Origin of the sequence: Streptomyces xiamenensis (genome assembly GCF_000993785.3) — a bacterium.
Lineage (GTDB): Bacteria > Actinomycetota > Actinomycetes > Streptomycetales > Streptomycetaceae > Streptomyces > Streptomyces xiamenensis.
In genome coordinates this window covers 4540210-4564786 of sequence record NZ_CP009922.3, presented here as the reverse complement: position 1 = coordinate 4564786, position 24577 = coordinate 4540210, and the positions used below count along the sequence as shown (strand labels likewise).

General features: G+C 73.2%; 17 protein-coding genes. 5 read left to right on the top strand and 12 right to left on the bottom strand.

The window, feature by feature from the left end; genetic code table 11:
* Positions 1–75: 75 nt before the first annotated feature.
* From SXIM_RS21155 to glgX, 6 genes are all read right to left on the bottom strand, one after another.
* Positions 76–1671, bottom strand: a complete 1596-nt coding sequence (locus SXIM_RS21155) for a nitroreductase family protein (protein ID WP_046724889.1) — start codon at positions 1669–1671, stop codon at positions 76–78.
* A 12-nt stretch (positions 1672–1683) separates the two neighbouring features.
* The gene (locus tag SXIM_RS21150) at positions 1684–3555 is read right to left on the bottom strand and encodes a TOMM precursor leader peptide-binding protein (protein WP_046724888.1); all 1872 of its coding nucleotides are present in this window, start codon (positions 3553–3555) and stop codon (positions 1684–1686) included.
* Between the two features lie 44 nt (positions 3556–3599).
* Positions 3600–5705 (bottom strand): TOMM precursor leader peptide-binding protein, encoded by a 2106-nt coding sequence (locus tag SXIM_RS21145; protein ID WP_046724887.1) that lies wholly within the window; start codon positions 5703–5705, stop codon positions 3600–3602.
* A 7-nt stretch (positions 5706–5712) separates the two neighbouring features.
* Complete coding sequence (locus SXIM_RS21140; protein ID WP_046725826.1) at positions 5713–7536, bottom strand: AfsR/SARP family transcriptional regulator; 1824 nt, start codon at positions 7534–7536, stop codon at positions 5713–5715.
* Between the two features lie 163 nt (positions 7537–7699).
* Entirely contained in the window at positions 7700–8293 is a 594-nt protein-coding gene (locus SXIM_RS21135) for an ADP-ribosyltransferase (RefSeq protein ID WP_030733723.1), read from the bottom strand.
* A 42-nt stretch (positions 8294–8335) separates the two neighbouring features.
* Positions 8336–10555, bottom strand: coding sequence for a glycogen debranching protein GlgX (gene glgX / locus SXIM_RS21130; protein ID WP_046724886.1), 2220 nt, complete (start codon positions 10553–10555; stop codon positions 8336–8338).
* Positions 10556–10831: 276 nt separating this feature from the next.
* On the opposite strand from glgX, the gene SXIM_RS21125 reads away from it, so the two are divergent.
* From SXIM_RS21125 to SXIM_RS21115, 3 genes are all read left to right on the top strand, one after another.
* Complete coding sequence (locus SXIM_RS21125) at positions 10832–12043, top strand: L,D-transpeptidase (protein ID WP_046724885.1); 1212 nt, start codon at positions 10832–10834, stop codon at positions 12041–12043.
* Positions 12044–12127: 84 nt separating this feature from the next.
* On the top strand, positions 12128–12904 hold the full coding sequence (locus SXIM_RS21120; RefSeq protein ID WP_030733720.1) for an enoyl-CoA hydratase/isomerase family protein: 777 nt from the start codon (positions 12128–12130) through the stop codon (positions 12902–12904).
* A 215-nt stretch (positions 12905–13119) separates the two neighbouring features.
* Entirely contained in the window at positions 13120–13593 is a 474-nt protein-coding gene (locus SXIM_RS21115; RefSeq protein ID WP_078635575.1) for an ATP-binding protein, read from the top strand.
* Here SXIM_RS21115 and SXIM_RS21110 read toward each other — a convergent pair.
* Positions 13580–13900 (bottom strand): hypothetical protein, encoded by a 321-nt coding sequence (locus tag SXIM_RS21110; RefSeq protein WP_030733718.1) that lies wholly within the window; start codon positions 13898–13900, stop codon positions 13580–13582. The two genes, SXIM_RS21115 and SXIM_RS21110, sit on opposite strands and share 14 nt — an antisense overlap.
* A 139-nt stretch (positions 13901–14039) precedes the next feature.
* On the opposite strand from SXIM_RS21110, the gene SXIM_RS21105 reads away from it, so the two are divergent.
* Complete coding sequence (locus SXIM_RS21105) at positions 14040–15875, top strand: ABC transporter ATP-binding protein (protein ID WP_043177866.1); 1836 nt, start codon at positions 14040–14042, stop codon at positions 15873–15875.
* Complete coding sequence (locus SXIM_RS21100) at positions 15872–17737, top strand: ABC transporter ATP-binding protein (RefSeq protein ID WP_046724884.1); 1866 nt, start codon at positions 15872–15874, stop codon at positions 17735–17737. The genes SXIM_RS21105 and SXIM_RS21100 overlap by 4 nt, the downstream gene beginning before the upstream one ends.
* A gap of 100 nt (positions 17738–17837) precedes the next feature.
* Here the strand turns inward: SXIM_RS21100 and glgP are convergent, their stop codons facing one another.
* The 5 genes from glgP to SXIM_RS21075 form a co-directional block, all read right to left on the bottom strand.
* Positions 17838–20384 (bottom strand): alpha-glucan family phosphorylase, encoded by a 2547-nt coding sequence (gene glgP, locus SXIM_RS21095; protein WP_046724883.1) that lies wholly within the window; start codon positions 20382–20384, stop codon positions 17838–17840.
* A 91-nt stretch (positions 20385–20475) separates the two neighbouring features.
* Complete coding sequence (locus tag SXIM_RS21090; RefSeq protein ID WP_030733714.1) at positions 20476–21576, bottom strand: ABC transporter ATP-binding protein; 1101 nt, start codon at positions 21574–21576, stop codon at positions 20476–20478.
* On the bottom strand, positions 21573–22583 hold the full coding sequence (locus SXIM_RS21085; RefSeq protein WP_030733713.1) for an ABC transporter ATP-binding protein: 1011 nt from the start codon (positions 22581–22583) through the stop codon (positions 21573–21575). Before SXIM_RS21085 ends, SXIM_RS21090 begins: the two co-directional genes overlap by 4 nt.
* 5 nt (positions 22584–22588) lie before the next feature.
* On the bottom strand, positions 22589–23539 hold the full coding sequence (locus SXIM_RS21080) for an ABC transporter permease (protein ID WP_046724882.1): 951 nt from the start codon (positions 23537–23539) through the stop codon (positions 22589–22591).
* The gene (locus tag SXIM_RS21075) at positions 23539–24543 is read right to left on the bottom strand and encodes an ABC transporter permease (protein WP_030733711.1); all 1005 of its coding nucleotides are present in this window, start codon (positions 24541–24543) and stop codon (positions 23539–23541) included. The genes SXIM_RS21080 and SXIM_RS21075 overlap by 1 nt, the downstream gene beginning before the upstream one ends.
* Between the last annotated feature and the right edge of the window lie 34 nt (positions 24544–24577).

The following is a 24577-nucleotide window of genomic DNA, read 5'->3' as shown; positions in this document are numbered from 1 at the left end:
GCGGGTACCGCCGTCGCCGGGTCCGGGGGCGGGGGGTGGGGAGTGCTCCGCACGGGGGTGGTCTCCTTCGGTCCGTCAGGCGATCTCGTAGCGGAAGTCGGCGGGTGCGGGGCGCTCGTGGCCGAGGAGCATGATCAGCAGCGGGGCCTCGTCGGTGCCCAGCAGGTCGAGTTCCTCGCGGTAGGAGATGTTGTCGAAGCCGAGCGCCACCCCGCAGCCGATGCCCAGCGCCGCCGCGGCCGTGTAGGTGGCCTGGGCGATGGCCCCCACCGTGGCGTTCACGACGCGGTAGCCGCGGTCGCCGACGGCGTCCAGGACCGCGTGGGTGCGCAGGGTGGGCACCAGGACGACGCCCGCCTGTTCCAGGTTGTAGTTGGACAGGAAGTAGTTCTTCTGCAGGAACGGTCCCGGCGGCCCGGCGCTCACCAGGCGCAGCGCGCCGCGCTCCGGGTCGTAGGCGTACGCCCCCGGCTCCACCCCGTCCACGTGGTTGACGAAGGCGTACAGCGTGGCCAGTTCGGGCCCGCCGCCCGCCGCGGCCGAGTCGCCGCCGAGCGAGGCGCCCGCGTGCGCGGCGGCCAGCGCCGCCGTCAGCTGGGCGGCGCTCAGCGGGCGCTGGGCGGCGAACCGCCCGAAGCTGCTGCGCCGGGCCCGCAGCGCGCCCCGTACGGTCATGGTCAGCGGCGCGGCCGGCGGCAGGGCGCACACCGCGCCGCCGGTCGCCGGCGGACGCGCGGCGGCCGGGGCGAGCGCGCCGGGCGCCGGGCGGTCCGTGGCCCCCGCCGCCGTCGCGCGCTGCATCTTCCGCAGCGCGTCGAAGCTGAGGACGGTGCGGGAGCGTTCGGCGTCCCGGTGGCGCACCGACACGGAGCCCGGTGCGGGCGCGGACCCCTCGGGGCGGGTTCCGCCGCCCGCCCACGACAGCGGCACCACCGCGAAGACGCCCTCCGCCTCCGCCTCGACGCCCAGCAGCCGTTGCAGCCGCGCCTCGTCGAACCACAGCGCCGGCTCGATCTCCAGGCCCCGCGCCCGCGCCCACATCCGCCAGGTGCCGAGCAGGGCGCCCAGGTCCATGCTCACCGCGTGGAAGGAGAAGCTGTTGTACTTGAACGCGTTCTGCCAGTACTTGATGCCCAGCAGCAGGTAGCTGTCGGCCGCCGGGGCGTCCGGCCCGAGCGCGGCCCGGATCTCCCCCGTCACATCGCCGGTCAGCAGCCGCCGCATCCCGTGGTGCCGGGCAGAGTAGTAGTGCAGCCCCGGCAGTCCGGGGCCGCCGGCGCCCGGGGCCCAGTATACGGCGACCGGGTAGAGCCCGCCGCCGGAGGCGGTGCCCCGCGACCAGTTGGCCATCGGGTAGCTGGGCAGCGCGCTCAGGTCGGTGTTGGCCTGGACCCCGAGCCGCCGCCCGGTCAGCCCGTAGGAGTCCCGCAGCAGCCCGGACAGCGCCGGCAGGGTGAAGCCCGCGTGCCCCCGGTCGCTCCCGGCCAGGCCCCGCGCCAGCGTCGCGTCGTCCGGGAAGCCGTCGTCCTGGGGCAGCGGCAGGATCTCGGTGCCGGGGTAGAACTTGGTCTTGCGCGGCCCGTCGCTCCAGTCGGGTACGAAGTCGGCCGGCTCCATCGGCACCCGGCCGCGCGACATGATCGCGTCCGCGTAGTCATGGGCGTACCCCATGGTCTGCTCCGATCAGGGGAAGGGGTGGGGGGCGGGGTTGAACTCGGCGGGTGTCAGGTCGGTGGCGCGCAGCCCGGCCTCGCGCAGCGCGGTGCGCATCCGGGGCATTCCGAGCGCCCGCTGCCGCGACCAGCCGAAGTCGATGGGCAGCAGGCCGGGGACGAGCACCGAGACCGTGGTCAGGCCCAGGTCGCGCTGTTCGGGCATGGTCTGGTCCACGACGACGACATCGAATCCGGCACCGGTGACGGCGGCGGTGCAGGCGGCCAGGTCCTCGCGCAGGTCGTCCGAGACGGCGGGCACCGTTCCGTCCCCGAACCGCTCCCCCAGCGGGTGCAGCGGCCCGCGCGGGCCGTCCAGCAGGAAGCTCGCGTGCTCGCCCATCTCCGGGACGCCGTACACCAGGGGGTGGTCGTGCAGCGCCCGCACCAGGCCGAAGTCGGCGGCCATGGCGCGCAGCCGCTCCTCGTCGCGTGCGGTGCGGCCGGGGAGGTTGACGGCGTCGGTGGCGATCTCGCACAGCGCGGAGGCGAGCGCCGATTCGGGATCCAGCCCGGCGCCCGCGCCGAAGCACATGCGGCCCATGCCGCCGTCCGGGCGGACGGCGACGCCGGTGACGACGGGGACCGGGAAGCTCACGCGGGTGTCGAAGAACCGCGCCTCGTAGCCGTACATCGCCAGCCGGTCCACCATGTGGCGGGTGGCGGGGCGGGTGCTGCTGTACGGGTCGAGTTCGGGGAGCGCGGCGCGGCCGTACCAGGACAGCAGGAACGCGTCGCGCTCGATGACCTCCATCAGCCCGAAGTAGATGGCCTCCTCCAGGGAGCCGCCGGAGGCGCAGCCGTTGGAGGACTCCTGGACGAAACGGTTCTCCAGACCCGGCGCGTGGTAGTACGTCAGCACCTCCGGCACCAGCAGCGGCCGGTGGTCGCGCAGCGAGTGACCCCACACCCACGGGATGACCCGGTCGGCGGTGAACGGCGGCACGTGCGGGTTGTCCCGGTGGAAGGCGTCCGAGTACAGGCCGCAGACACGCGGGTCCAGGGCGGGGATGCCGCGCTCGCGCAGCCCGTCCAGGCTGTCGCGGACGGCGGCGGTGCGGCCCCTGGCGCGCATCCCGGCGTACCGCTCCAGGCCCTCCAGGATGCCGATGCGCACGCTGGTGCCGAAGCTGTCGGCGTGCCCGCCCCAGAACGTCTCGCGCAGGTACTCCCCCGACCGCATGGAGAAGCAGCCGATGGTGGCGGAGGTCGAGGTGGAGGACACGTCGTACACGACGGTGGAGCCGAGCGCGCCGCACACCGGGTTGGCGTAGGCGTCGGTGGGCAGGTCGTAGGCGTCGATGGGGCGCACCCGGAAGGTGCCCGGCCGGTGTTTGGGCGCGGGGCGCAGGGTGAGCGTGGCGGCCCGCGCGGTGTCGGGCTCGGTCCGGCCGCAGGCCGGGCACTCGGGGTCGGGCAGCAGGGGGTAGCGGCGTACGCCCAGGGTCTGCAGGTCGACGAGGTGCACCACCGCGTGCGGGCCGCCGTCGCGCTCCCGGGCGCCGATCAGCGCGGTGAGGGTGTCGGCGGCGAACGGCGTCGCGTACGGGTACGCCCCGGCGGCACGGGTGGGGTGCGCCGGGTCCAGTTCCAGGGCGTCCCGCAGCGCCACCGACCTGACCGCCTGCCAGCGGCGTTCCAGGCAGCGGGCGCAGGGGCGCGGCCGGTCACCGCCGGGCGCGGGAGTGGGGCCGACGATCGCGTACCGGCCGTAGAGCCGTACGGGGGTGCCGTCGGCGGCGACCGGGGAGGTGTCGGCCAGGGCGTTGTGGAGGCCCAGCGGTGCCACGTCGGCCTGCGGGCGGACCTGCCGGATCAGGGCGGCCAGTTCAGCGGTGGGCATCGGCCGCCTCCCGGATGCGGGCGGGCACGGCGCACGCCGGGACGTCAGTGCTCGGCATCGGCGGTGGCCTCCGTCAGCAGGACGCGGGCGGTGTACAGGCCGCCGGAGCGCAGATCGGCGGGGGTGGTGTCGGTGTACAGCACGTCGCGGCCCGCCACGCGCAGCCGGTCCAGGACGGCTTCGAGGGTGGTGTCGGGGGCTGCCGGGGCGGGGGCGGCCGTGGTGGCGAGGGTGCCGGGGGCCAGGTCGGGCAGCAGCGGGTCGCCGAGGTCGGCGCCGGGAAGCTGGGCCTGGCCGAGCAGGTCGCGCAGGGCGGTGACGGCGGCGGCACGGCGTCCGGTGTCGGCCCCGGCGGCCCAGCGGCCGTCGGCGGCGCGGGCCAGCACCACATGGGCGCCGGAACGCTCCGCCTCGCCCAGGCCCAGGAGTTCCACCTCCAGGTCGAGCCGCCCGGCGGCGGTGCGCAGGAACGTCAGCTCCGGGTCGGCGTCCTCCCGCGCGAGCGGGCCCACCCGAGTGTTCCCGCGCACCGCCCGGACCAGCGCGTCCTGCGCCAGCGCGGACAGCAGCGCGTGCCCGGCCGCCTCGGCCGGCGTCTCCCCGGCGCCGGTGCCACCGCTGCCGGTGAGCCGGTGCCGGTCGCGGTTGTGCGGGCCGTACGGGCGCAGCGCGGCGGCGGGTACGGCCGCCCGCTCCTTGGTCAGCAGCGAGGTGACCGCGCTCCACGCCGCGACCTCCTGGTTCGCACCGGCGAGCAGCGTCGGCAGCGTGCCGGGACCGCCGGGCAGCAGCGGCGCCGGGACGACCCGTTCCACGTACACGGCCGCCGCCGTGCGCAGCGCGCGCAGCCGGGCGCCCGCGAGGTGGTGCACGTCGAAGGCGGCGATGGTGCGGGGCCCGCCGGCCGGGCCCAGCGGCAGTTCCACCCGGGCCACCTTCAGCGGCAGCTGAGTCAGCGACTCGTCGTCGTAGCGGGCGAAGATCCCGGCGTGCGGGCGGACCAGCGCGGTGGCCAGGCCGTTGAGCCGGTCCACAAGTTCCTCGGCGTCCCGGGCGGATTCCACCGTCGCGGTGCGGGCCACGGTCAGGGCGTCGGGCAGGTCCTGCGGCGGTCCGTCCGCGGCGGGGGCGGTGGGCCCGCACAGCCGGCAGCGCGGGTGGGGGCGCAGCGGTTCGGCGACCACGTCCAGCGATTCGAGGTCCTGGACGAGGATCTGACCGTCCGTCTCGGCGGGCAGCGCGCCGGTCGCCGCCCGGAACACCTCGTAGCCGAGAAGGTTCCCGGTCATCGCCGCGACGGGGCCGGTCAGCGCTCCGTCACCGGGCGCGTCCGGCTCGGCCACCGTGCCTGCGGCGATCTCGCTCCACCGCTCGGCGGCGGCTGCGGCGTCGACCGAGGCGCCCAGCCGCAGCAGCGCGCAGGAGACGCAGCCGGCGCTGCCCGCCGCCGCGCGCGGCCCGGTGATGACGCGTTCGCCGAAGGTCCACACCGGGATGACTTGTTGTCCCTCGGGCAGGCCCGCGGCGAGCAGCGCGTGGGTGCGGATCAGCGCGTCGTCGCCGGTCACCAGCACCACGTCGGCGCCGGCCGGGTCGGTGCCCTCCCGCACCTCGACCGGGAAGCCGGCGGCCTCCTGCCGGACCCGCCCGCCCACCCGCTCCGCGGTGACGGTGGCGGCGCCGTTCCTGATCAGGCTCAGCTGCGCCCACTGCGCGCACTCGCCGGTGCCCAGCACCAGGACCCGGGTGGCGCGGAAGGCCGCGAAGCGGCGCCGCGCGTCGTCCGCGTAGTGGTCCACGTAGGCTATCTGCGCGGCGAACCGTTCCGCGATGTCCTCGGGCAGCACGTCCGCGTCACCGGCGGCCGGTTCCTTCGCGTCGCGGGCGAAGTCACGTTCGTACAGCGAACCGACGAGCGAGGCGACCATCGCGCGCTGCTGCTCGCCCATGCCGGCGCAGATGTCGCGCAGCGGCGTCCCGCCGTCCAGGTGCGGCACGATCAGCGTGGCGAACCGGTACGCGGTGCGCCCGGCGAGGTGGAAGCCGCCGTCGGCGTTGTGGAACAGCACCCCGCCCGGGGTCTGGGTGTACAGCACGTCGCGCCGGATGCGCGGGCGGGTGCCGGCGATGGTGTCGAACGCTGCGGCCATGCCTGTCTCACACCTTCTGTGGGTCTCGGTCCGGGTATCGGGTTCTGGCGTAGCCCCGCAGCAGTGGATGCATGCGGTACGGGCCCGGTGGCCCGTCCTCCAGCAGGCCGGCGTCGGCCAGCCGCTCCAGGGCGGTCTCGGTCTCGGACGGGGTCAGGGGGGAGGTCCCGGCGGCGCCCACGGCGGTGGCCGCGTCGGCGGGGTGGAACCGGTCGCGGCCCAGCCGCCCCAGCGCGGCGAACACCGCGGGCAGCGGCGGCGCCAGCCGCTCCAGCGCGCCGTCCAGCACCCGGGCGACGGACAGCCGCGGGTCGTCGGGCAGGGCGAGGCGGGTGAGCGGGTCGTCGGTGAGCCAGCCCACCGCGTCGGCGATCCGCAGGGCGGGGCGGGTGAGCAGCCGGGCGGCGGCGATCCGCAGGGCGAGCGGGTGGCGCCCGCACAGCAGGGCGAGTTCGGCGGCGGCGCCGGGCTCGGCGGCGACCCGCTCGGTGCCGAGCGCGGCGCGCAGCAGGGCGTGGGCCTCGGCGGCGGTGAAAAGGTCCAGCCGGGTGACGCGCCCGCCGTGGGTGGCGACGAGGGCGGCGAGGCCGCGCCGGCTGGTGATGAGGGTGGCGGCGCCGCGCCGGGCGGAGAGCAGCGGGCGGACGTGTCCGGGGTCTTCGACGTCGTCGAGGACCAGGAGGGTGCGGGGGTCGGCGTCGATCTGCTCCGGCACGTCACGGGCGCCGGTGCCAACGGTCTCACCGCGGTCCGCCATGTCGATGACCCGGCAGCCGCCGGGGAAGTGATCGCGCACCAGGTCGGCGACGTGGCGGGCGAGCGCGGTCTTGCCGATGCCGGGGGCACCGCACAGGAGTTCGGTGCCGGGCTGGGTGGTCAGCCGTGCCACCAGGGCGGCGACCTCGGTGGCACGGCCGGTGAAGGAGGGCACCGGCGTCCAGGCGGGCGGCGCGGCGGCGCGCGTGGAGGGGGACGGGTCCGGGGGCGGGCTCGGGGCGAGGAGCTCGGCCGGTGCGGCCGGTGCGGGCAGCGCCGCCGGGAGCGGGGCGGGCGGCAGCGCCTGGGGGTGTTCGCTCTCCGGTGCGGGCCCGAGGCTCTCCCCGCGCAGGATGGCCAGTTCCAGCTTCTGGAGGGCGGGCGAGGGGTCCACGCCCAGCTCGTCACGGAGGTACTCCTTGAACCCCCGGTACTCGCTCAGCGCCTCCGACTGCCGCCCGGTGCGGTACAGCGCCTCGATCAACTGCTCGCGGAACCGTCCGTGGCTGGGGTGGGCGCGGGTGGCGCTCCACAGTTCGACCAGCGCGGCACCGCAGTTCCCGAGCGTCAGTTCCAGGTCGCAGACCCGCTCCACGGTGCGCAGCCGTTCCTCCACCAGGCGCGGCACCTCGTCGCGGTGCATGGTCTCCGAGCGCACGTTCGCCAGCAGGGAGCCCTGCCACAGCGTCAGTGCGTGCCGCAGCGTGGTGAGTTCGGCGGCCGGGTCGTCGGCGAGCGCGGTGCCGTGGCGGACCCGGGCGCGGAACTCGATGAGATCCAGCGTGCGTTCGTCGGCGGTGATCCGGTAGCCGCCGGGGGCCGCCTCGATGGGGGTGTCCAGCACGTGCTGGCGTTCGAAGAGCCGGCGCAGCCGCAGCACGCAGGTCTGGAGGGCGGCTTTTGCGGTGGCGGGCTGTTCGTCGCCCCAGATCATCTGCTGGAGGTAGCCGGCCGAGACGATGCTGTTGGATCGCAGCAGCAGCGCGGCCAGCAGGTTCGTCGGCTTGGAGGGCCCCAGGACGACGGTGTCGGTGCCGTCGGTCATGCTCAGCGGGCCGAGGAGCTGGAACCGCACGGCCACCGCGTCCCCCTCCCCGTCCGTTCGCCCCGCTCGCCCGTCGGGGCGTCGTGTTCGGTGCTCCGAACGGTACGGACGGGGCGGCGGGCCCGGGGAGGGGCGGCGGCGTCAGCATCTTGCAGGTGTGCCGCTCAGGTTGCTGTCAGAAGTGGCACAGCGGTCAGTTCCGCCAGGGGTCGTAGTGCGGGTTGTCGACGCACCGCGCCATGATCTCGGTGTGGGTGGTCCGGTCGATCGGACAGGCACCGGCGATGAAGGCGCGGTCGATGCCGCCGGGGAAGGCGACCTCCACCTGGCCGGCGTACTTGTGGTCGTCGCCGATGGTCAGGTTGACGTCGATGCCGCCCGGCGCGTCGATGTAGTAGTTGTAGAGCGTCCTGCGGAAGTCCTTGTACAGGTCGTGGTCGTAGGTCGCGCTGACGAACGGCGAGTGCTGGTTCTCCAGCACGTACGCCTCCAGGTCGTACTGCCCGTCGACCGTGTCCCAGGGCAGGAAGCCCTCCTCGAAGATGATCTCGGGGGCGCGGCCCTCGGCGCGGTACAGCTGGCGGCAGTTGTCGCGGTAGACGGGGTCGGGGGTGATCCGGTCCAGATCGACGTCCGTGACGGCGGCGGCGTACAGCTTGTCCTCGACGACCGGGCAGACCACGGCGGTGGCGGTGGTCGTGCCGGTGACGGCGCCGGCCGAGGTGAACAGCAGGGCGAGGGGGAGCGCAACAGCCGCGGCGCGGCGGGTGATTCGCTTGAGCAACATGCCGCACACCCTGCTGCCCGGTGACCGCCGCGCCGCGCAACATCACCCGATCGGGGGCGTGTCGGCGCCCGGGGGCAGGGCGCGCAGCAGCAGGACCGAGCGGGCCGGCAGCAGCAGTTCGCCGCCGCCGTCGTGGTGGCTGCCGGGCGGGGCGCTCTGTTCCTCCCGCGAGGTGTCGACGAGCAGCTCGTACCCGGTGGCCCAGGGCGGCCCCGGCAGCGGGAAGCGGGCGGGTTCGGCCCCGGCGTGCAACAGCACCAGGAAGCTGTCGTCGGTCACCGGGCGGCCCCGCTCGTCGCGTTGCGGGATGTCGCGCCCGGACAGGAACATGCCCAGGGTCTTGCTGGGCCGGTGCCAGTCCTCCTCGGTCATCTCCTCCCCGCTCGCGGTGAACCAGCCCAGGTCGCGCATGCCGCCCGGCCCGTGCCGCCGCCCGGAGAAGAAGGCCCGGCGGCGCAGCACCGGATGGGTGCGGCGCAGCGCGATCAGCCGCCGGGTGAGGTCGAGCAGCGGGCGCCAGGCGGGGTCGCGGGAGGCGCTCCAGTCGATCCAGCCCAGTTCGTTGTCCTGGCAGTAGGCGTTGTTGTTGCCCCGCTGGGTGCGGCCCATCTCGTCGCCCGCCACCAGCATCGGCACGCCGGTGGACAGCAGCACGGTGCTGAGCAGATTGCGCAGCTGGCGGCGGCGCAGCGCGGTGATCTCCTTGTCCTCGGTCTCGCCCTCCGCCCCGCAGTTCCAGGACCGGTTGTCGTCGGTTCCGTCGCGGTTGTCCTCGCCGTTGGCCTCGTTGTGCTTGCGGTCGTAGGAGACGAGGTCGCGCAGGGTGAAGCCGTCGTGGGCGGTGACGAAGTTGACGGAGGCGTACGGGTGCCGGCCGCCCCAGGCGTACAGGTCGCTGGATCCCGCCAGCCGGGAGCCGAGGTCGCGCACGTCGGGCAGCGCGCCGCGCCAGTAGTCGCGCACGGTGTCGCGGTAGCGGTCGTTCCACTCGGTCCACAGCGGGGGGAAGGCACCGACCTGGTAGCCGCCGCTGCCGATGTCCCAGGGTTCGGCGATGAGTTTGACGCGGCGCAGCACGGGATCCTGGGCGATGACGGCGAGGAACGGGGAGAGCATGTCCACGTCGTGCATGGAGCGGGCGAGGGCGGCGGCGAGGTCGAAGCGGAACCCGTCGACCCCCATCTCCTGCACCCAGTAGCGCAGGGAGTCGGTGATCAGCCGCAGTACCTGGGGCTGGACGACGTGCAGGGTGTTGCCGCAGCCGGTGTAGTCGGCGTAGTGGCGGGGGTTGTCGGCGAGCCGGTAGTAGCCGGGGTTGGCGATGCCGCGCAGGGAGAGGGTGGGGCCGCGTTCGTCGGCCTCGGCGGTGTGGTTGTAGACGACGTCGAGGATGACCTCGATGCCGGCGGCGTGCAGGGCGGCGACCATGTCGCGGAATTCTCCGACCTGCTGGCCGCGGGTGCCGGTGGCGGCGTATCCGGCGTGCGGGGCGAAGTAGCCGATGGAGTTGTAGCCCCAGTGGTCGCGCAGGCCGCGGCGCAGCAGGTGGTCCTCGTGGGCGAACTGGTGGACGGGCAGCAGTTCGACGGCGGTGACGCCGAGCGAGGTGAGGTGTTCGAGGGCCGCGGGGTGGGCGAGCCCGGCGTAGGTGCCGCGCAGGTGCGGGGGGACGCCGGGGTGGCGCATGGTGAAGCCGCGGACGTGGAGCTCGTAGATGACGGAGTCGGCCCAGGGGGTCTTGGGGCGGCGGTCCTCGGCCCAGGGGTCGGTCCACGGTGTCTCGCGGTCGTCGGTGACCACACCCTTGGGGACGTGCGGGGCGGAGTCGCGGTCGTCGCGCACGGTGTCGGCGGCGTCCTGGCGGGGCCAGTCGCGGACGTGGCCGTAGACCTCGGGGGGCAGTGCGGCGAATTCGCCGTCGATGGCGCGGGCGTACGGGTCCAGGAGCAGCTTGGCGGGGTTCCAGCGGGCGCCGGTGGCCGGATCCCAGGGGCCGTGCACGCGGTAGCCGTACCGGGTGCCGGGCCCCACCCCGGGGAGGAAGCCGTGCCAGATCTCGTGGGTTACCTCTTCCAGGGGATGGCGGGTCTCGCGGTCGGTGTCGTCGAAGAGGCAGACCTCGACGCCCTCGGCGCCGCCCGCCCACAGGGCGAAGTTGGTGCCCTGGGTGCCGCCGGGCCCGGTGTGGAAGCGGGCGCCGAGGGGCTGGGGGCGGCCGGGCCAGATCTGGGTGCGCCGTCCGTCCTGGGGTGTCAGGGACACGTCCGGCCTCCTGAAGTCGCGTGGTATCGCTGGGTGCTGACGGTGTTCCGGTGCCGCGGGAGGCCCTTCGCACACAGACCCCCCTTTGCCCGGATTAGGGCATTTTGCCATGGGCGCTCGGCAGGACTGTTGACATCGGGGCGCCGAACTGCGACGGAACGGTGACAATCCACGGCGGTTCCCCTCTGCACAGTGTGATTACCTGGCCGGAGAGGGGATTTCCATCGGGCTGGGCGTCCCCGGGGTGTGTGGGTTTGAGTGAGGGAGAACGCAAGCATGGTGCGTAGGCGGCCGGGCGGCAGATTCGCTTCCAGCGGGGTCGCGGCGCTACTGGGAGTGGTGCTGCTGGCGGTGTCGGCGTGCAGCGGAAGCAGCGCGGCCGACGACAAGACCGGTGAGGACGGCAAGGGCGGTGACCCCGGGAACGCGATATCCCTGGCCATCACCCCCGAGGACGGCGCCGCGGACGTGGCGACCACCGGTGAGATCGCGGTGGCCGTCGACCACGGCACGCTCACCGCGGTCAGCGTCACCGACGCCGAGGGCACCGAGGTCCCGGGCGAGCTGATGGACGACAACTCGGGCTGGCAGGCGCAGGACCACCTCGCCAACGACACGGCGTACACGGTGACCGCCACCGCCGAGGACAAGGACGGCGCCAGCGCCACCGAGACCTCCACCTTCACCACCGTGGCGGCCGGCACCACCTTCTCCACCTCCTGGACGGTCGTCGAGGGTTCCGAGTACGGCGTCGGCATGATCCTGTCGGTCACCTTCGACGCGCCGATCGAGAACACCTCCGCGGTCGCCGACGCCATCCGCATCACCACCGAGCCGGCCGTCGAGGTCGAGCCGCACTGGTTCGGCAGCCACCGGGTGGACTTCCGCCCCCAGGAGTACTGGGAGCCGGGCACCGAGGTCGGCGTGCAGTTCCGGCTGCGCGGCGTCGAGGGCTCGCAGGGCGTGTACGGCACCGCCAGCCAGGACGTGAACTTCACCATCGGCCGCAGCCAGATCACCACCGTCGACGACGCGAAGCTGACCATGGACGTCGTGCGCGACGGCGAGAAGGTGAAGACCTTCGACGTCACCACCGGGGCGCCCGGCATGACGACCTGGAACGGCAAGATGGTCATCTCCGAGAAGTACAAGGAGACCCGGATGGACGGCGCCACCGTCGGCTTCGACGGTGACTACGACATCCCGGACGTGCCGCACGCCATGCGGCTGAGCCAGTCCGGCACCTTCATCCACGGCAACTACTGGGGCGGCGACATCTTCGGCAACGGCCGCGCCAGCCACGGCTGCATCGGCCTGCGCGACACCCAGGGCGCCGGTGACCCCTCCACCGACGGCGCGTGGTTCTACGACAACTCGCTGGTGGGCGACGTGGTCGAGGTCATCAACTCCAACGACGACATCCTCGCCCCGGACAACGGCCTCAGCGGCTGGAACATGGACTGGAGCGAGTGGGGCGCGGGCCAGTAACCCCGCACCGCTCCCCCGTGTGGGCCCCGGCCGATCAGGCCGGGGCCCACACGCGTTCCGCCCCCGCCCTTTACTGTGGCGGGCATGACTGTGGACACCGCACACCTCGATGTCACGGACGGCGTCGGCACGGTACGGCTGAACAGGCCGCCGCTGAACGCCCTGGACAGCGCCCTGCAGGACCGGCTGCGGGAGCTGGCCGCCGAGATCACCGGACGCGATGACATCCGCGCGGTGGTGATCTGGGGCGGCGAGAAGGCCTTCGCGGCGGGCGCCGACATCAAGGAGATGCGCGCCATGGACCACGCCGCCATGGTGGACCGCGCCCGCGGCCTCCAGGAGGCGTTCACCGCGGTGGCCCGCATCCCCAAGCCGGTGGTGGCGGCCGTCACCGGGTACGCGCTGGGCGGCGGCTGCGAGCTGGCCCTGTGCGCCGATGTCCGGTTCGCCGCCGAGGACGCCAGGCTCGGACAGCCGGAGATCCTGCTCGGGCTGATCCCCGGCGCCGGCGGCACCCAGCGGCTGTCCCGGCTGATCGGCCCCTCCCGCGCCAAGGACCTGATCTTCACCGGCCGCCAGGTGAAGGCGGCCGAGGCACTCGCCCTGGGCCTGGTGGACCGGGTGCTGCCCGCCGATGAGGTGTACCGGGAGGCCCACGCCTGGGCCGCCCGGCTCGCGAAGGGCCCCGCGATCGCCCTGCGCGCCGCCAAGGAGGCCGTGGACGGCGGCCTCGACAGCGGGATCGACGCCGGCCTCGCCCTGGAACGCACCTGGTTCGCAAGCCTGTTCGCCACCGCCGACCGTACCGAGGGCTTCCGCAGCTTCATCGAGGAAGGTCCCGGCAAGGCCAGCTTCGGCTGATCGGGCGCGGACCGGGTCGGGTCGGGCAACCGTGCCCTTCCGCCGCCGGAACACCGGGTCCGGCGGCAAACCCCGACCGCCCCGGTCATCGCACCTGGTGGGGCCTCATCTGCTGTTGGCATATGTGCGAAGTCACCGCTGGATCAGTCACCCCACCAGGGACACTTACCCCGGAACCCCCCACGCGCCCGGCATATGCGCGTCATGATGGGCCCATGGCAGCGACGGCGGACACCCCGATGCGGGACGTCATGGGCGTGAGCGGACCGAGCGGAGCGGCGGCGGACATGACCTCCGATCCGTCGGCCGGCGAGGTACGGCTGCCCGCCCGCCCCGAATCGGCGGCACTCGTGCGCCGGCTGACCCGCGACCTGCTGCGGGACCGCTGGCTGTTGTCGCGGCAGCTCACCGAGGACGCCGTGCAGCTGGCTGCCGAGCTGGCCGCCAACGCCGTCCAGCACGCCGGGGCGCACAGCTTCGGGCTGCTGGTACGGCGCAGGCGCGGCTGGATCCGGGTGGAGATCCGCGACCCCTCGCGGGCGCTGCCCTGCCTGCTGCCCCCCGGCCGCGAGCTGGACCTCAACGGCCGCGGGCTGTTCCTGGTCGACGCCCTGGCCGACCGCTGGGGCGTGGACCTGTTGCCACGCGGCAAATCGACCTGGTTCGAGCTGCGCCTCAGCGGCCGTTAGGCACGGCACCCGCCCGCCGTCTGGTGCCCGCCCGGCGGCGGCGGTCGTTGCACAGCAGGCACTTCCCCCAGCCCGCCGGCAGCGGATCCTCCCGGTCCCCGTACAGCGGATCCACCGCACCGCGCGGATGCTCACGGCAGCCCGTCTCCCCCGGCCCGTCGCTCAGCGACTGGGCCGCCACCAGCGCCCGGCGCAGCGCGTCGACCAGCACCTCGGCCTGCTCCCCCGCCGGGCTCTCCTGGTCGAAGGCGACGTCGTACGCGGTACGCAGCGCGGCCTGGAGCTCGCGCACTTCGGTTCGACTCATGCCCGCCACCGTAACGGCCCCCACCGACAGGCGCCGCCCCCGCCCGGCGCGGGACGATGACCGCGACGGCCTCCGTCCCCGGTCGTAGGACCAAAAACCCGCTGGGAAGTGTCAGTGGCTAAACGTAGGCTCGGTGATGATGTCTGCCACAGCCCCCGCCCCAGCCGCCCCTGCCGCCAAGCGCTCCGTCGTCCGCTCCCTGCTGCGGCTGTGGCCCTATGTGCGGCCGGTGCGGGTGCGGGTCTTCGGCGCGGCGGCCGTGGCCATCGCGGCGGCCACCCTGGGGCTGACCATGCCGCTGATCCTCAAGTGGATCGTGGACGGCCCGGTAGCCGACGGGGACACCACCGGGGTGTGGCTGGGCGGCACCGTCCTGCTGGTGGTGGGCCTGATCGAGGCGCTGCTGTTCGGGCTGCGGCGGTGGCTGGTGGCCCGCCCGCTCACCCGGGTGGAGGCCGCGCTGCGCGCCGACCTGTACCAGCACGTCCAGCGGCTGCCGGTGTCCTTCCACGACCGGTGGGCGACCGGGCAGCTGCTCTCCCGGGGCACCGGAGACCTCCAGCTGCTGCGCATGTGGCTCGCCTTCGGGCTCACCTTCCTCATCGTCAACACCGCCACCATCGTCATCGGCTGCGTGATCCTGCTCTCCCAGCAGTGGACGCTCGGCCTGGTCCTGATGGCCCCCGTGCCGGTGCTGATCATCCTGTGCATGGTCTTCGAGACCAAGTACTCGGTGGTGGCCCGCCGCGCCCAGGACCAGATGGGCGACCTCACCACCCTGGTGGAGGAGTCGATCCTCGGTATCCGGGTCATCAAGGGCTTCGGTAGGCACCGCAGCCAGGCACAGGCGTTCCAGGCGCTCTCCCAGCGGCTGGTGGACACCGAGATCCGCAAGGCCAAGCTGCTGGCCTGGATCTGGACGTTCATCATGACGCTGCCCGAGCTGTTCATGGGCGCCATCCTGATCATCGGGGTGCTCCAGGTCGCCGACGGCGGGCTGACCGCCGGCACCCTGGTGGCGTTCATGGCCACCGCGATGGCGCTGCGCTGGCCGGTGGAGTCGATCGGGTTCCTGCTGGCCATGACCAACGACACGGCGGCCGCCACGGACCGGTTCTTCGAGGTGATGGACGTCGAGGTGCCCCCGGAGCGGGCCCGCGAGCCGCAGCCGGACCAGGGTGCGGGGACGGACGAGGGCATCCGCTTCGAGCGGGTCGTCTTCCGCTTCCCCGACGCCCCGCCCGAAGCCCCGGCCGTGCTGGACGGCATCGACCTGCACATCCGCCCCGGCGAGACCATGGCGCTGGTCGGCGGCACCGGCAGCGGCAAGACCGCGCTGACCGCGCTGGTTCCCCGGCTGCACGAGGTCACCTCGGGGCGGATCACCCTGGACGGCACGGACGTGGCCACCCTGCCGCTGCACGAGGTGCGCGAGCGGGTCGCGGTCGCCTTCGAGGAGCCGACCCTGTTCTCCGCCTCCGTCCGGGAGAACATCCTGATGGGCTCGCCCGAGGAGGGCGGCGAAACGCCGGACGCCGAGCTGGAGCGGGCGCTGGGCATCAGCCAGGCCGGCGGCTTCGTCGGCGCGCTCCCGCAGGGTGCCGACACCGAGGTCGGTGAGCAGGGACTGAGCCTGTCCGGCGGCCAGCGGCAGCGCCTCGCACTGGCCCGCGCGGTGGTCGGCCGGCCCCGCTTCCTGGTGCTGGACGACCCGCTGTCCGCCCTCGACGTGCACACCGAGGCCAAGGTGGAGGCGGCGCTGCGCGAGGTGCTGGCCACCACCACCGCGCTGGTCGTCGCCCACCGGCCCTCCACCGTGCAACTGGCCGACCGGGTCGCCCTGCTGTCCGGCGGCCGGATCACCGCAGTGGGCACCCACACCGAACTGTTGCGCGACAACGCCGAATACCGGCTGCTGATGACCGGCACGGCCCACAGCGGACCGTCCGAGCCAGAAGAGGTCACCGTCCGATGAGCACCACCACCGTCACCACCACCGAGGAGAGCGCCGGCGGTCCGCGGCGGACACCGCCGCCGGCGGCCCCCGATCCCATCGCCCAGGACCGGCTCCCCGCGCCCCGCAGCGCGCCGCGTGAGCTGCTGTTCTCGCTGCTGCGTCCGCACCGGGTGCGGGTGGCGCTGGCCGCGATCGTGCTGCTCGCCCAGCAGGCGGCGGTGCAGGGCACCCCGCTGCTGGTGGCCTACGCCATCGACCGGGGCGTTCCGGCCGTCCGCGACAACGACAACTACGGCCCGCTGATCGCGGTGGCCGTCGCGTACCTGCTGTGCGCGGTGGGCGGCGGCGCCCTCCAGCACATCTTCATCCGGATGGCGGCCCGGATCAGCCAGCGCGTCCTGCTGGATCTGCGCGGCCGGATCTACCGGCACGCGCAGGCGCTCAGCCTGGACTTCCACGACCGCTACACCTCGGGCCGCCTCATCTCCCGCGCCACCACCGATGTGCAGTCGCTGCGCGAACTCCTGGACGAGGGGCTCCAGGAGATGCTGATGGTGCTGGTGTCCGTGGTGTACATCGGCGCGCTGCTGTTCTATCTGGACCTGGGCCTGGGCGGGGCGGCGCTGCTGTCTTTCATCCCGCTGCTGTTCCTGGTGCAGAACTACCGGCGGCGTTCGGCCGAGCGGTTCAGCCGCCGCTCCACCGCGATCGCCAAGGTGATCGTGAAGTTCTCCGAGACCCTGAACGGCATCCGGCCGGTGAAGGCGTTCCGCCGCGAGTCCGTGAACGACGCCGGCTTCGCGGTGCTGAACCGGCAGCACGAGCGGGTGAACGGGGACACCATCCTGGAGATGGCGCGCTTCGTCCTGCTGTCGCGGATGATCGCGGCCACCGGCGTGGCGGCGATCGTGATGTGGGGCGCGTACCGGGTGGCGTCGGGCGGCATGGAGCTGGGTGCGCTGGCGGCCGGAGCGCTGTACATCCGCCGGCTGTACGACCCGATCGACCGGTTCGCGATGATCCTGAACAACTACCAGTCGGCGTCGGCCTCGCTGGAGAAGATCGCCGGGCTGCTGCACCAGCGTCCGGACGTGCCGGAGCCCGCCTCGCCCCGTACCCCGGCTCAGCGGCCGGCCGGACAGCCGGGGCGCGAGGTCGTCTTCGAGGGGGTGCGGTTCGCGTACCGCACGGGCGGCGAGGTGCTGCCCACCTTCGAGCTGACCCTGCCCGCCGGGCAGACCACGGCGCTGGTGGGGACCACCGGGGCCGGCAAGTCGACGCTGGCCAAGCTGCTGGCGCGGTTCTACGACCCGACCGAGGGCCGGGTGCTGCTGGACGGTACGGACCTGCGCGATCTGACCCTCGCCGAGCTGCGGCGCGGGGTGGTAATGGTGACGCAGGAGGCGTTCCTGTTCTCCGGCACCGTCGCGGAGAACATCGCCATCGGCAAGCCGGACGCCGACCGCGAGGAGATCGAGCGGGCCGCGAAGGCGATCGGCGCGCACGACTTCATCACGGCGCTGCCTGACGGCTACGACACGGATGTCCGCAAGCGGGGCGGCCGGATCTCGGCCGGGCAGCGGCAGCTGGTGGCCTTCGCGCGGGTGCTGCTGGCCGACCCCTCGGTGGTGATCCTGGACGAGGCGACCTCGTCGCTGGACATCCCGGGAGAGAAGGCGGTGCAGGACGCCATGGAGACGGTGCTGCGCGGCCGTACGGCGGTGGTGATCGCGCACCGGCTGTCGACGGTGGAGATCGCGGACCGGGTCCTGGTGATGGAGGGTGGCCGCGTCGTGGAGGACGGCAAGCCCGCCGATCTGATCGCGGGCACCGGCCGGTTCGCGGACCTGCACCGGGCCTGGCGGGACAGCCTGGCCTGAGCGGCGGGCCCGGCCCACGAGGACGACGGGACCGGGGCGCGAGCGGTGTCGCTCGCGCCCCGGTCCTTCGCACTGTCCCCTGTCCGCGGGCCCGGGAGGGCTACCGCAGCAGGATGCCCGTCTCCTCCGTGGCCAGGTCGCCGGCCGGGAGGGCTACCAGGCCCAGTTCGGCGGCGCCGGCCAGCAGGGGGTGGCTGGGCAGCACCCGCACCGTGTAGCCGAAGGGCCCCGGGTGGCGCAGCGGCAGGTCGGCCGTGTAGGTCCAGTGGCCTTCCAGGTCGGGGCCGCCGTCCGGCTTCAGGGTCACGGGCTCGGCGTTCAGCAGCTGATCGCTCTCGTCCACCGTGCCGGTGATCGCCTGGACCTCCACCTCGGCCGGCTCCAGCTCGCCGAGCAGGATGCCGGCCCGCAGCGGCAGCGCGCCGCCCAGGACCGGGGGTTCCTCCCCGGTCTCCACGTGCCCCACGGCCACGTTGGGCCACTCCCGCTGCAGGCGTGCGGCGTAGGCCGCCAGGTCCGCGGCGGCCGCCGCGTCCATCGCGCGGTGGGCGCGGGCGGCCGGCGCGTACAGCCCGGTCACGTACTCGCGCACCATCCGCTCCGCCAGCACCTTGGGCCCCAGCCGCCCCAGCGTGGCCCGGACCATCTCCAGCCAGCGGCCCCGTCCGCGCGCGTAGAAGCACGGGGCGACCTGCTCCTCCAGCAGCCGGTACAGGGCCGCCGCCTCCACGGCGTCCCGCCGCTCGGGGTCACCGCCGCTCAGGCCGTCCGCCGTGGGGATCTCCCAGCCGAAGTCCGGGTCGCACCACTCGTCCCACCAGCCGTCGCGCACCGACAGGTTGAGGCCGCCGTTGAGCGCGGACTTCATGCCCGAGGTGCCGCACGCCTCCAGCGGGCGCAGCGGGTTGTTCAGCCAGACGTCGCAGCCCGCGTACAGGCCGCGTGCCATGGCCATGCCGTAGTCGGGGAGGTAGACGATCCGGTGGCGCACCTCGGGGTCGTCCGAGAAGCGCACCAGTTCCTGGATGAGCCGCTTGCCGCCCTCGTCCGCCGGGTGCGCCTTGCCGGCGACCACCACCTGGATGGGGCGTTCGGGGTCCAGCAGCAGCGCTTTGAAGCGCTGGGGGTCGCGCAGCATGAGCGTGAGCCGCTTGTACGAGGGGACGCGCCGTGCGAAGCCGAGCGTCAGCACGTCCGGGTCCAGCACGTCCTCGATCCAGCCCAGCTCCGACTCCCCCGCCCCGCGCTGCCGCCAGGAGTCGCGCAGCCTGGCCCGTACCTCGTGGACCAGGGTCTCGCGCAGTCCGCGCCGCACCTCCCACAGTTCGGCGTCGGTCAGCCGGGCGGGGTCCTCGACCCGGGTGAGCGCGTCGGCGGTCCAGGTGGGGGCGTGCACGCCGTTGGTGACCGTGGTGATCGGCACCTCGTCGGGGTCGAAGCCCGGCCACAGCCCGGCGAACATGTCCCTGGCCACCGCGCCGTGCAGGGTGGAGACGCCGTTGGCACGCTGCGCCGTACGCAGTCCGAGCACGGCCATGTTGAACTGCGCCTGGTGCCCGGGTTCCGGGGCGTCCGGCTCGCGGCCCAGCGCCAGCAGCGCGGCGCTGTCCAGCGTGTCCAGTTCGCCGCCGGGCCCCAGGTGCCGGGCCACCAGCTCCTCGGGGAAGCGGTCGATGCCGGCCGGCACGGGGGTGTGGGTGGTGAAGACGGTGCCGGCCCGCACCATGCGGGCGGCGGCGTCGAAGCCGATGCCGAGCGCGTCGAGTTCACGGATGCGTTCGGGGCCCAGGAACCCGGCGTGGCCCTCGTTCATGTGGAAGACCTCGGGCTCGGGGTGCCCGGTGATCCGGCAGTACGCGCGCAGCGCCCGCACGCCGCCGATGCCCAGCAGCATCTCCTGGAGCAGCCGGTGTTCGCTGCCGCCGCCGTACAGCCGGTCGGTGACATCGCGTTCGGCGGGGGCGTTGCCGTCCACGGCGGAGTCCAGGAGCAGCAGCGGGACCCGGCCGACCTCGGCCCGCCACACCCGGGCGGCGAGGGTGCGTCCGCCGGGCAGCGCGAGGGTGACGCGCACGGGGGTGCCCTCGGCGCCGGTCAGTTCGGTGAGCGGGAGTTCGCGCGGGTCCAGCACCGGGTAGCGCTCGCACTGCCAGCCGTCGGCGTCCAGGGTCTGCCGGAAGTAGCCGTGCCGGTAGAGCAGGCCGACGCCGATGACGGGGACGCCGAGATCGCTGGCGGCCTTGAGGTGGTCGCCGGCCAGGATGCCGAGGCCGCCCGAGTACTGCGGCAGGGCGGCGGTGATGCCGAACTCGGGTGAGAAGTAGGCGATGGAGCGGGGCAGTTCGCCCTCAGCCCGCTGGTACCAGCGCGGTTCGGTGAGGTAGTCGCGCAGGTCGCCGGCGGCGACCTGCAGGCGGCGTACGAAGCCCCGGTCGGCGGCGAGCGCGGCGAGCCGGTCGGCGGTGACGGTGGCCAGCAGCCGCACCGGGTCGGCGCCGGACCGCCGCCAGCCGTCCGGGTCCACGGATCTCAGCAGCTCACGGGTGTCGGGGTGCCAGGACCAGCGCAGATTGAACGCCAGTTCCCGCAGTGGTCGCAGCGGCTCGGGGAGGACGGCTGTCACGGAGAAACGACGGATGGCCTTCACAGCATCCGACGGTATCCGGGCACCGGGGGTGGTAGCGGTGGTTTCCGGCGCAAGACTCAGGAAACCGTCACCAAACCACCCCCGGGGACCATCAGGACGGTACGGTCGCGGCCGGTTCGTCCTCCTCGCCGTCACCGGCGGGCGGTCCCGCCTCGACGTCGACGAGGACCGGCGGCGCCAGCTCCGAGGTCGGCCGCAGCGAGCCGTCCGCGATCTGCGCCGCGTAGTGGCAGGCCACCCGGTGGCCGTCGCCGGTGTCGGTCAGCTCGGGCCGCTCGGTGTCGCAGCGAGTCGGCTGCCGCCACGGGCAGCGCGTGTGGAAACGGCAGCCGGCGGGCGGGTTGGCCGGGGAGGGCAGGTCGCCGCGGAGCAGGATGCGTTCGCGGCGGTCCTCCACCTCCGGGTCGGGCACCGGTACCGCCGACATCAGCGCGCGGGTGTACGGGTGGCGCGGCTCGGCGTACAGCGCGTCGGAGGGCGCCTCCTCCACCAGCGCGCCCAGGTACATCACGCCGATGACGTCGGAGATGTGCCGCACCACGGCCAGGTCGTGGGCGATGACCAGATAGGTCAGGCCCAGCGACTCCTGGAGTTCCTCCAGCAGGTTGATGACCTGCGCCTGGATGGAGACGTCCAGCGCCGAGACCGGCTCGTCGCAGATGATCACATCGGGTTCCAGGACCAGGGCCCTGGCGATGCCGATGCGCTGCCGCTGCCCGCCGGAGAACTCGTGCGGGTAGCGGGAGAGCGCGGAGTGCGGCAGCCCGACCCTGGTGAGGATCTCCTTGATCCGCTCGCGCCGCTCGTTCCGGTCGGCGCCGATGCCGTGCGCCGCCATGCCCTCGGCGAGGATCGACTCGATGTTCTGCCGGGGGTTGAGCGAGCCCAGCGGGTCCTGGAAGACCATCTGGAGCCGGCGCCTGGCGCGCCGCATCTCCTCCTCGGGCAGCTGGGCCAGGTCCGTGCCGTCGAAGACGACGGAACCCGAGGTGATGTCGTTGAGCCGCAGCACCGCCCGGCCCAGGGTGGTCTTGCCGCAGCCCGACTCCCCCACCAGACCGTAGGTCTGACCGGCGGTCACGGACAGCGAGACGCCGTCCACCGCGTACACATGGCCCACGGTGCGGTCGAAGAGGATGCCGCGTTTGACGGGGAAGTGGACCTTCACGTCGTCGAGTTCGAGCAGGCTCACCGGTCCGCTCCTTCCTTGCCTGTCGCCGCCACGGGGTGGACGCAGCGCACCTGGTGGCCCGCGGAGTGCGGTTCGGTCAGCTGGGGGGTGCCGTTCAGGCACTGCTCGGAGTAGAAGTCGCAGCGCGGGGCGAAGGCGCAGCCGTCGCTCCAGGCGATGGTGTCGCTGATGGAGCCGCGGATCGGGTTCAGCGGTTCGCCGCGCGGCGCGTCCAGGCGCGGTATGGAGCCCAGCAGCCCGTGCGCGTACGGGTGGGTCGGCGCGGCGAACAGCGGACGGCGTTCGGCGGCCTCCACCACCTTGCCCGCGTACAGCACGTTGACCCGGTCGCACAGGCCGGCGACCACGCCCATGTCGTGCGTGATCATCAGCAGCGCGGTGCCCTGCTGGTCCACGAGTTCCTTGAGGAGTTCGAGGATCTGCGCCTGGATGGTGACGTCGAGGGCGGTGGTCGGCTCGTCCGCGATGAGCAGCTGCGGCGCGCAGGCCACGGCCATGGCGATCAGCGCGCGCTGCCGCATCCCGCCGGACAGCTGGTGCGGGTACTCCTTGAGCCGCCGGGTCGGGTCGGGGATGCCGACCCGTTCCAGCAGGGCGGCGGCCTCCTTGCGGGCGGCCTCGCCGCGCAGACCGCGGTGCCGGGTGAGGATCTCGGTGACCTGGAGCCCGATCGGGATGACCGGGTTGAGGGAGGACAGCGGGTCCTGGAAGATCATCGCCAGCTTGCTGCCGCGCAGGTCGCGCAGCTGCTCACGCCGCAGGCCCAGCAGGTCGGTGCCCTCGAAGGCGGCCCGGCCGCCGACGGTGACGCCCTTCTTGGGCAGCAGGCCCATCAGGGCGAGCGAGGTGACGCTCTTCCCGCAGCCCGACTCGCCGACCAGGCCGGTGACCTGGCCGCGCGCCACGTCGAAGGAGACCCCGGAGACCGCGCGGACATCGGTGCGGCCCCGGCCAGTGAAGGTGACCGTGAGGTCTTCCACGCTCAGCAGTGGTGGTTCCGGTGGCATGCTCATCAGCTCCGCAGTTTCGGGTCGAGGGCTTCGCGCATCGCCTCGCCCAGCAGGGTGAAGCCCAGTGCGGTGATGATGATGCCGAGCGCCGGGTAGAGCGCCATCATCGGCGCGTGGTCGAAGTACGGCTGGGCCTGCACGAGCATGACGCCCCATTCGGGCTGGGCGGCGTCCGGGTTGCCCAGGCCGAGGTAGGACAGGGCGGCGGCCTCGATGATGGCGGTGGCCAGCGCGAGGGTGGACTGCACGATGACCGGGCCCAGGGAGTTGGGCAGCACGTGCGCGGTGACGATGCGCCGCCGGCGTACGCCCAGGGAGCGGGCGGCCAGCACATAGTCGGAGTTGGACTGCGCGAGCATGGAGCCGCGCAGCAGCCGGGCGAAGATCGGGATCTGCGCCACCCCGACCGCGATCATCACCGTGGTCAGCGACTGGCCCAGGATGGCCGCGATGCTGACGGCCAGCAGCAGCGAGGGCAGCGCCAGCACCATGTCGATGAAGCGCATGACGACGGTGTCGATGCGCCGGCCGATCTTGCCGCCGAAGGCGAGTGCGGCGCCGGACAGGCCGCCGATCAGAGCGCCGGCGGTGAAGCCGAGCAGGGTGGCGACGATGCCGACGAGCAGCGTCTGGCGGGCGCCGACCAGCATCCGGGAGAACTGGTCGCGGCCCAGGTGGTCCAGGCCCAGCCAGTTCTCGGAGCGGGAGCCGACGAAGATGTTCTGGTTGAGGAACACCTCGCCGCGCCACTGCAGGATCGGGTTGTGCGGGGCGATCCAGGGGCCGATGATCGCCAGCACGATGAAGACGGCGATGATGACGCCGCCGATCAGGGCCATCTTGGAGGAACGCAGCCGGCGCAGCGCCTCGGTCCACAGGCTGGCGCCGGCGGTGGACTCGCGCTGGGCGGTCAGCTCGGCGAGCCGGTCGATTTTTGTGGTCTTGGTACTCATCAGTGCACCCGCACCCTCGGGTCGATCAGGCTGTACGCCAGGTCCACCAGCAGATTGATGACGACATAGAGCAGTGCGATGAACATGATGAAGCCCATGAGCACGGGGTAGTCACGGCCGTCGATGGCGGTGCGCAGGAAGTTTCCGATGCCGTTGAAGGCGAAGACGGATTCGGTGAGCACGGCGCCGGACAGCAGTTGTCCGGTGAGCAGGCCGATGGTGGTGACGACCGGCAGCAGGGCGTTGCGCAGCACGTGCCGGGCGCGGACGACCTGCCGCTTGAGGCCCTTGGACTCGGCGGTGCGCACGTAGTCCTCGCTGAGCACTTCCAGGACGGAGGCGCGGGTCATCCGCACGATGATCGCCAGCGGGATGGAGGCCAGGGCCAGCGAGGGCAGGATCAGGTGGGTGATCGCGTCCCAGGAGGCGTCGAACTCTCCGGTGAGTATCCCGTCCAGCACGCGGAATCCGGTGACCTCGGTGGCGTTGATGTCGTTGGATTGCCGTCCCACGCTGGGCAGCCAGCCGAGGTTGACGGCGAAAACGGCCTTCAGGAGGAAGGCGAGGAAGAAGACGGGGATGCAGATGCCCAACAGGGAACCGGAGACCGCGCCGACGTCCAGCCAGGTGCCGCGCCGGGCGGCGGCCAGGTAGCCCAGCGGGATGCCGACGACGACGGCGATGAGCAGGGCGGTCAGGCCGAGTTCGACGGTGGCCGGGAAGCGGGTGGTGAACTCCTCCCACACCGGGCGGCCGGTCTGGACGGAGGTTCCGAGGTCGAGGGAGACGAGACGGCGCAGGAACCGGCCGTACTGCACGAGTACGGGCTGGTCCAGGCCGAGGGCGGCCTCGATCTGCCGGCGGTCGGCCTCGGTGGCGCGCTCGCCCAGCAGGGCGGCGGTGGGGCCGCCGGGCAGGCGGTTGAGCCACAGGAAGAGCAGCACCGACAGGCCCGCCAGCGTGGGTATCAGCTGGAGGAGCCGGCGCACGATGAGACGCAACACCTTGAGGTCAACGCCCCTTTCTTGCTTGTCGGAC

Bases quoted from the DNA above. Each gene is read 5' to 3' on its own strand.
- SXIM_RS21155 (WP_046724889.1), bottom strand. From the start codon at position 1,671: ATGGGGTACGCCCATGACTACGCGGACGCGATCATGTCGCGCGGCCGG.
- SXIM_RS21150 (WP_046724888.1), bottom strand. From the start codon at position 3,555: ATGCCCACCGCTGAACTGGCCGCCCTGATCCGGCAGGTCCGCCCGCAG.
- SXIM_RS21145 (WP_046724887.1), bottom strand. From the start codon at position 5,705: ATGGCCGCAGCGTTCGACACCATCGCCGGCACCCGCCCGCGCATCCGG.
- SXIM_RS21135 (WP_030733723.1), bottom strand. From the start codon at position 8,293: ATGTTGCTCAAGCGAATCACCCGCCGCGCCGCGGCTGTTGCGCTCCCC.
- SXIM_RS21125 (WP_046724885.1), top strand. From the start codon at position 10,832: ATGGTGCGTAGGCGGCCGGGCGGCAGATTCGCTTCCAGCGGGGTCGCG.
- SXIM_RS21120 (WP_030733720.1), top strand. From the start codon at position 12,128: ATGACTGTGGACACCGCACACCTCGATGTCACGGACGGCGTCGGCACG.
- SXIM_RS21115 (WP_078635575.1), top strand. From the start codon at position 13,120: ATGGCAGCGACGGCGGACACCCCGATGCGGGACGTCATGGGCGTGAGC.
- SXIM_RS21110 (WP_030733718.1), bottom strand. From the start codon at position 13,900: ATGAGTCGAACCGAAGTGCGCGAGCTCCAGGCCGCGCTGCGTACCGCG.
- SXIM_RS21105 (WP_043177866.1), top strand. From the start codon at position 14,040: ATGTCTGCCACAGCCCCCGCCCCAGCCGCCCCTGCCGCCAAGCGCTCC.
- SXIM_RS21100 (WP_046724884.1), top strand. From the start codon at position 15,872: ATGAGCACCACCACCGTCACCACCACCGAGGAGAGCGCCGGCGGTCCG.
- SXIM_RS21085 (WP_030733713.1), bottom strand. From the start codon at position 22,583: ATGCCACCGGAACCACCACTGCTGAGCGTGGAAGACCTCACGGTCACC.
- SXIM_RS21080 (WP_046724882.1), bottom strand. From the start codon at position 23,539: ATGAGTACCAAGACCACAAAAATCGACCGGCTCGCCGAGCTGACCGCC.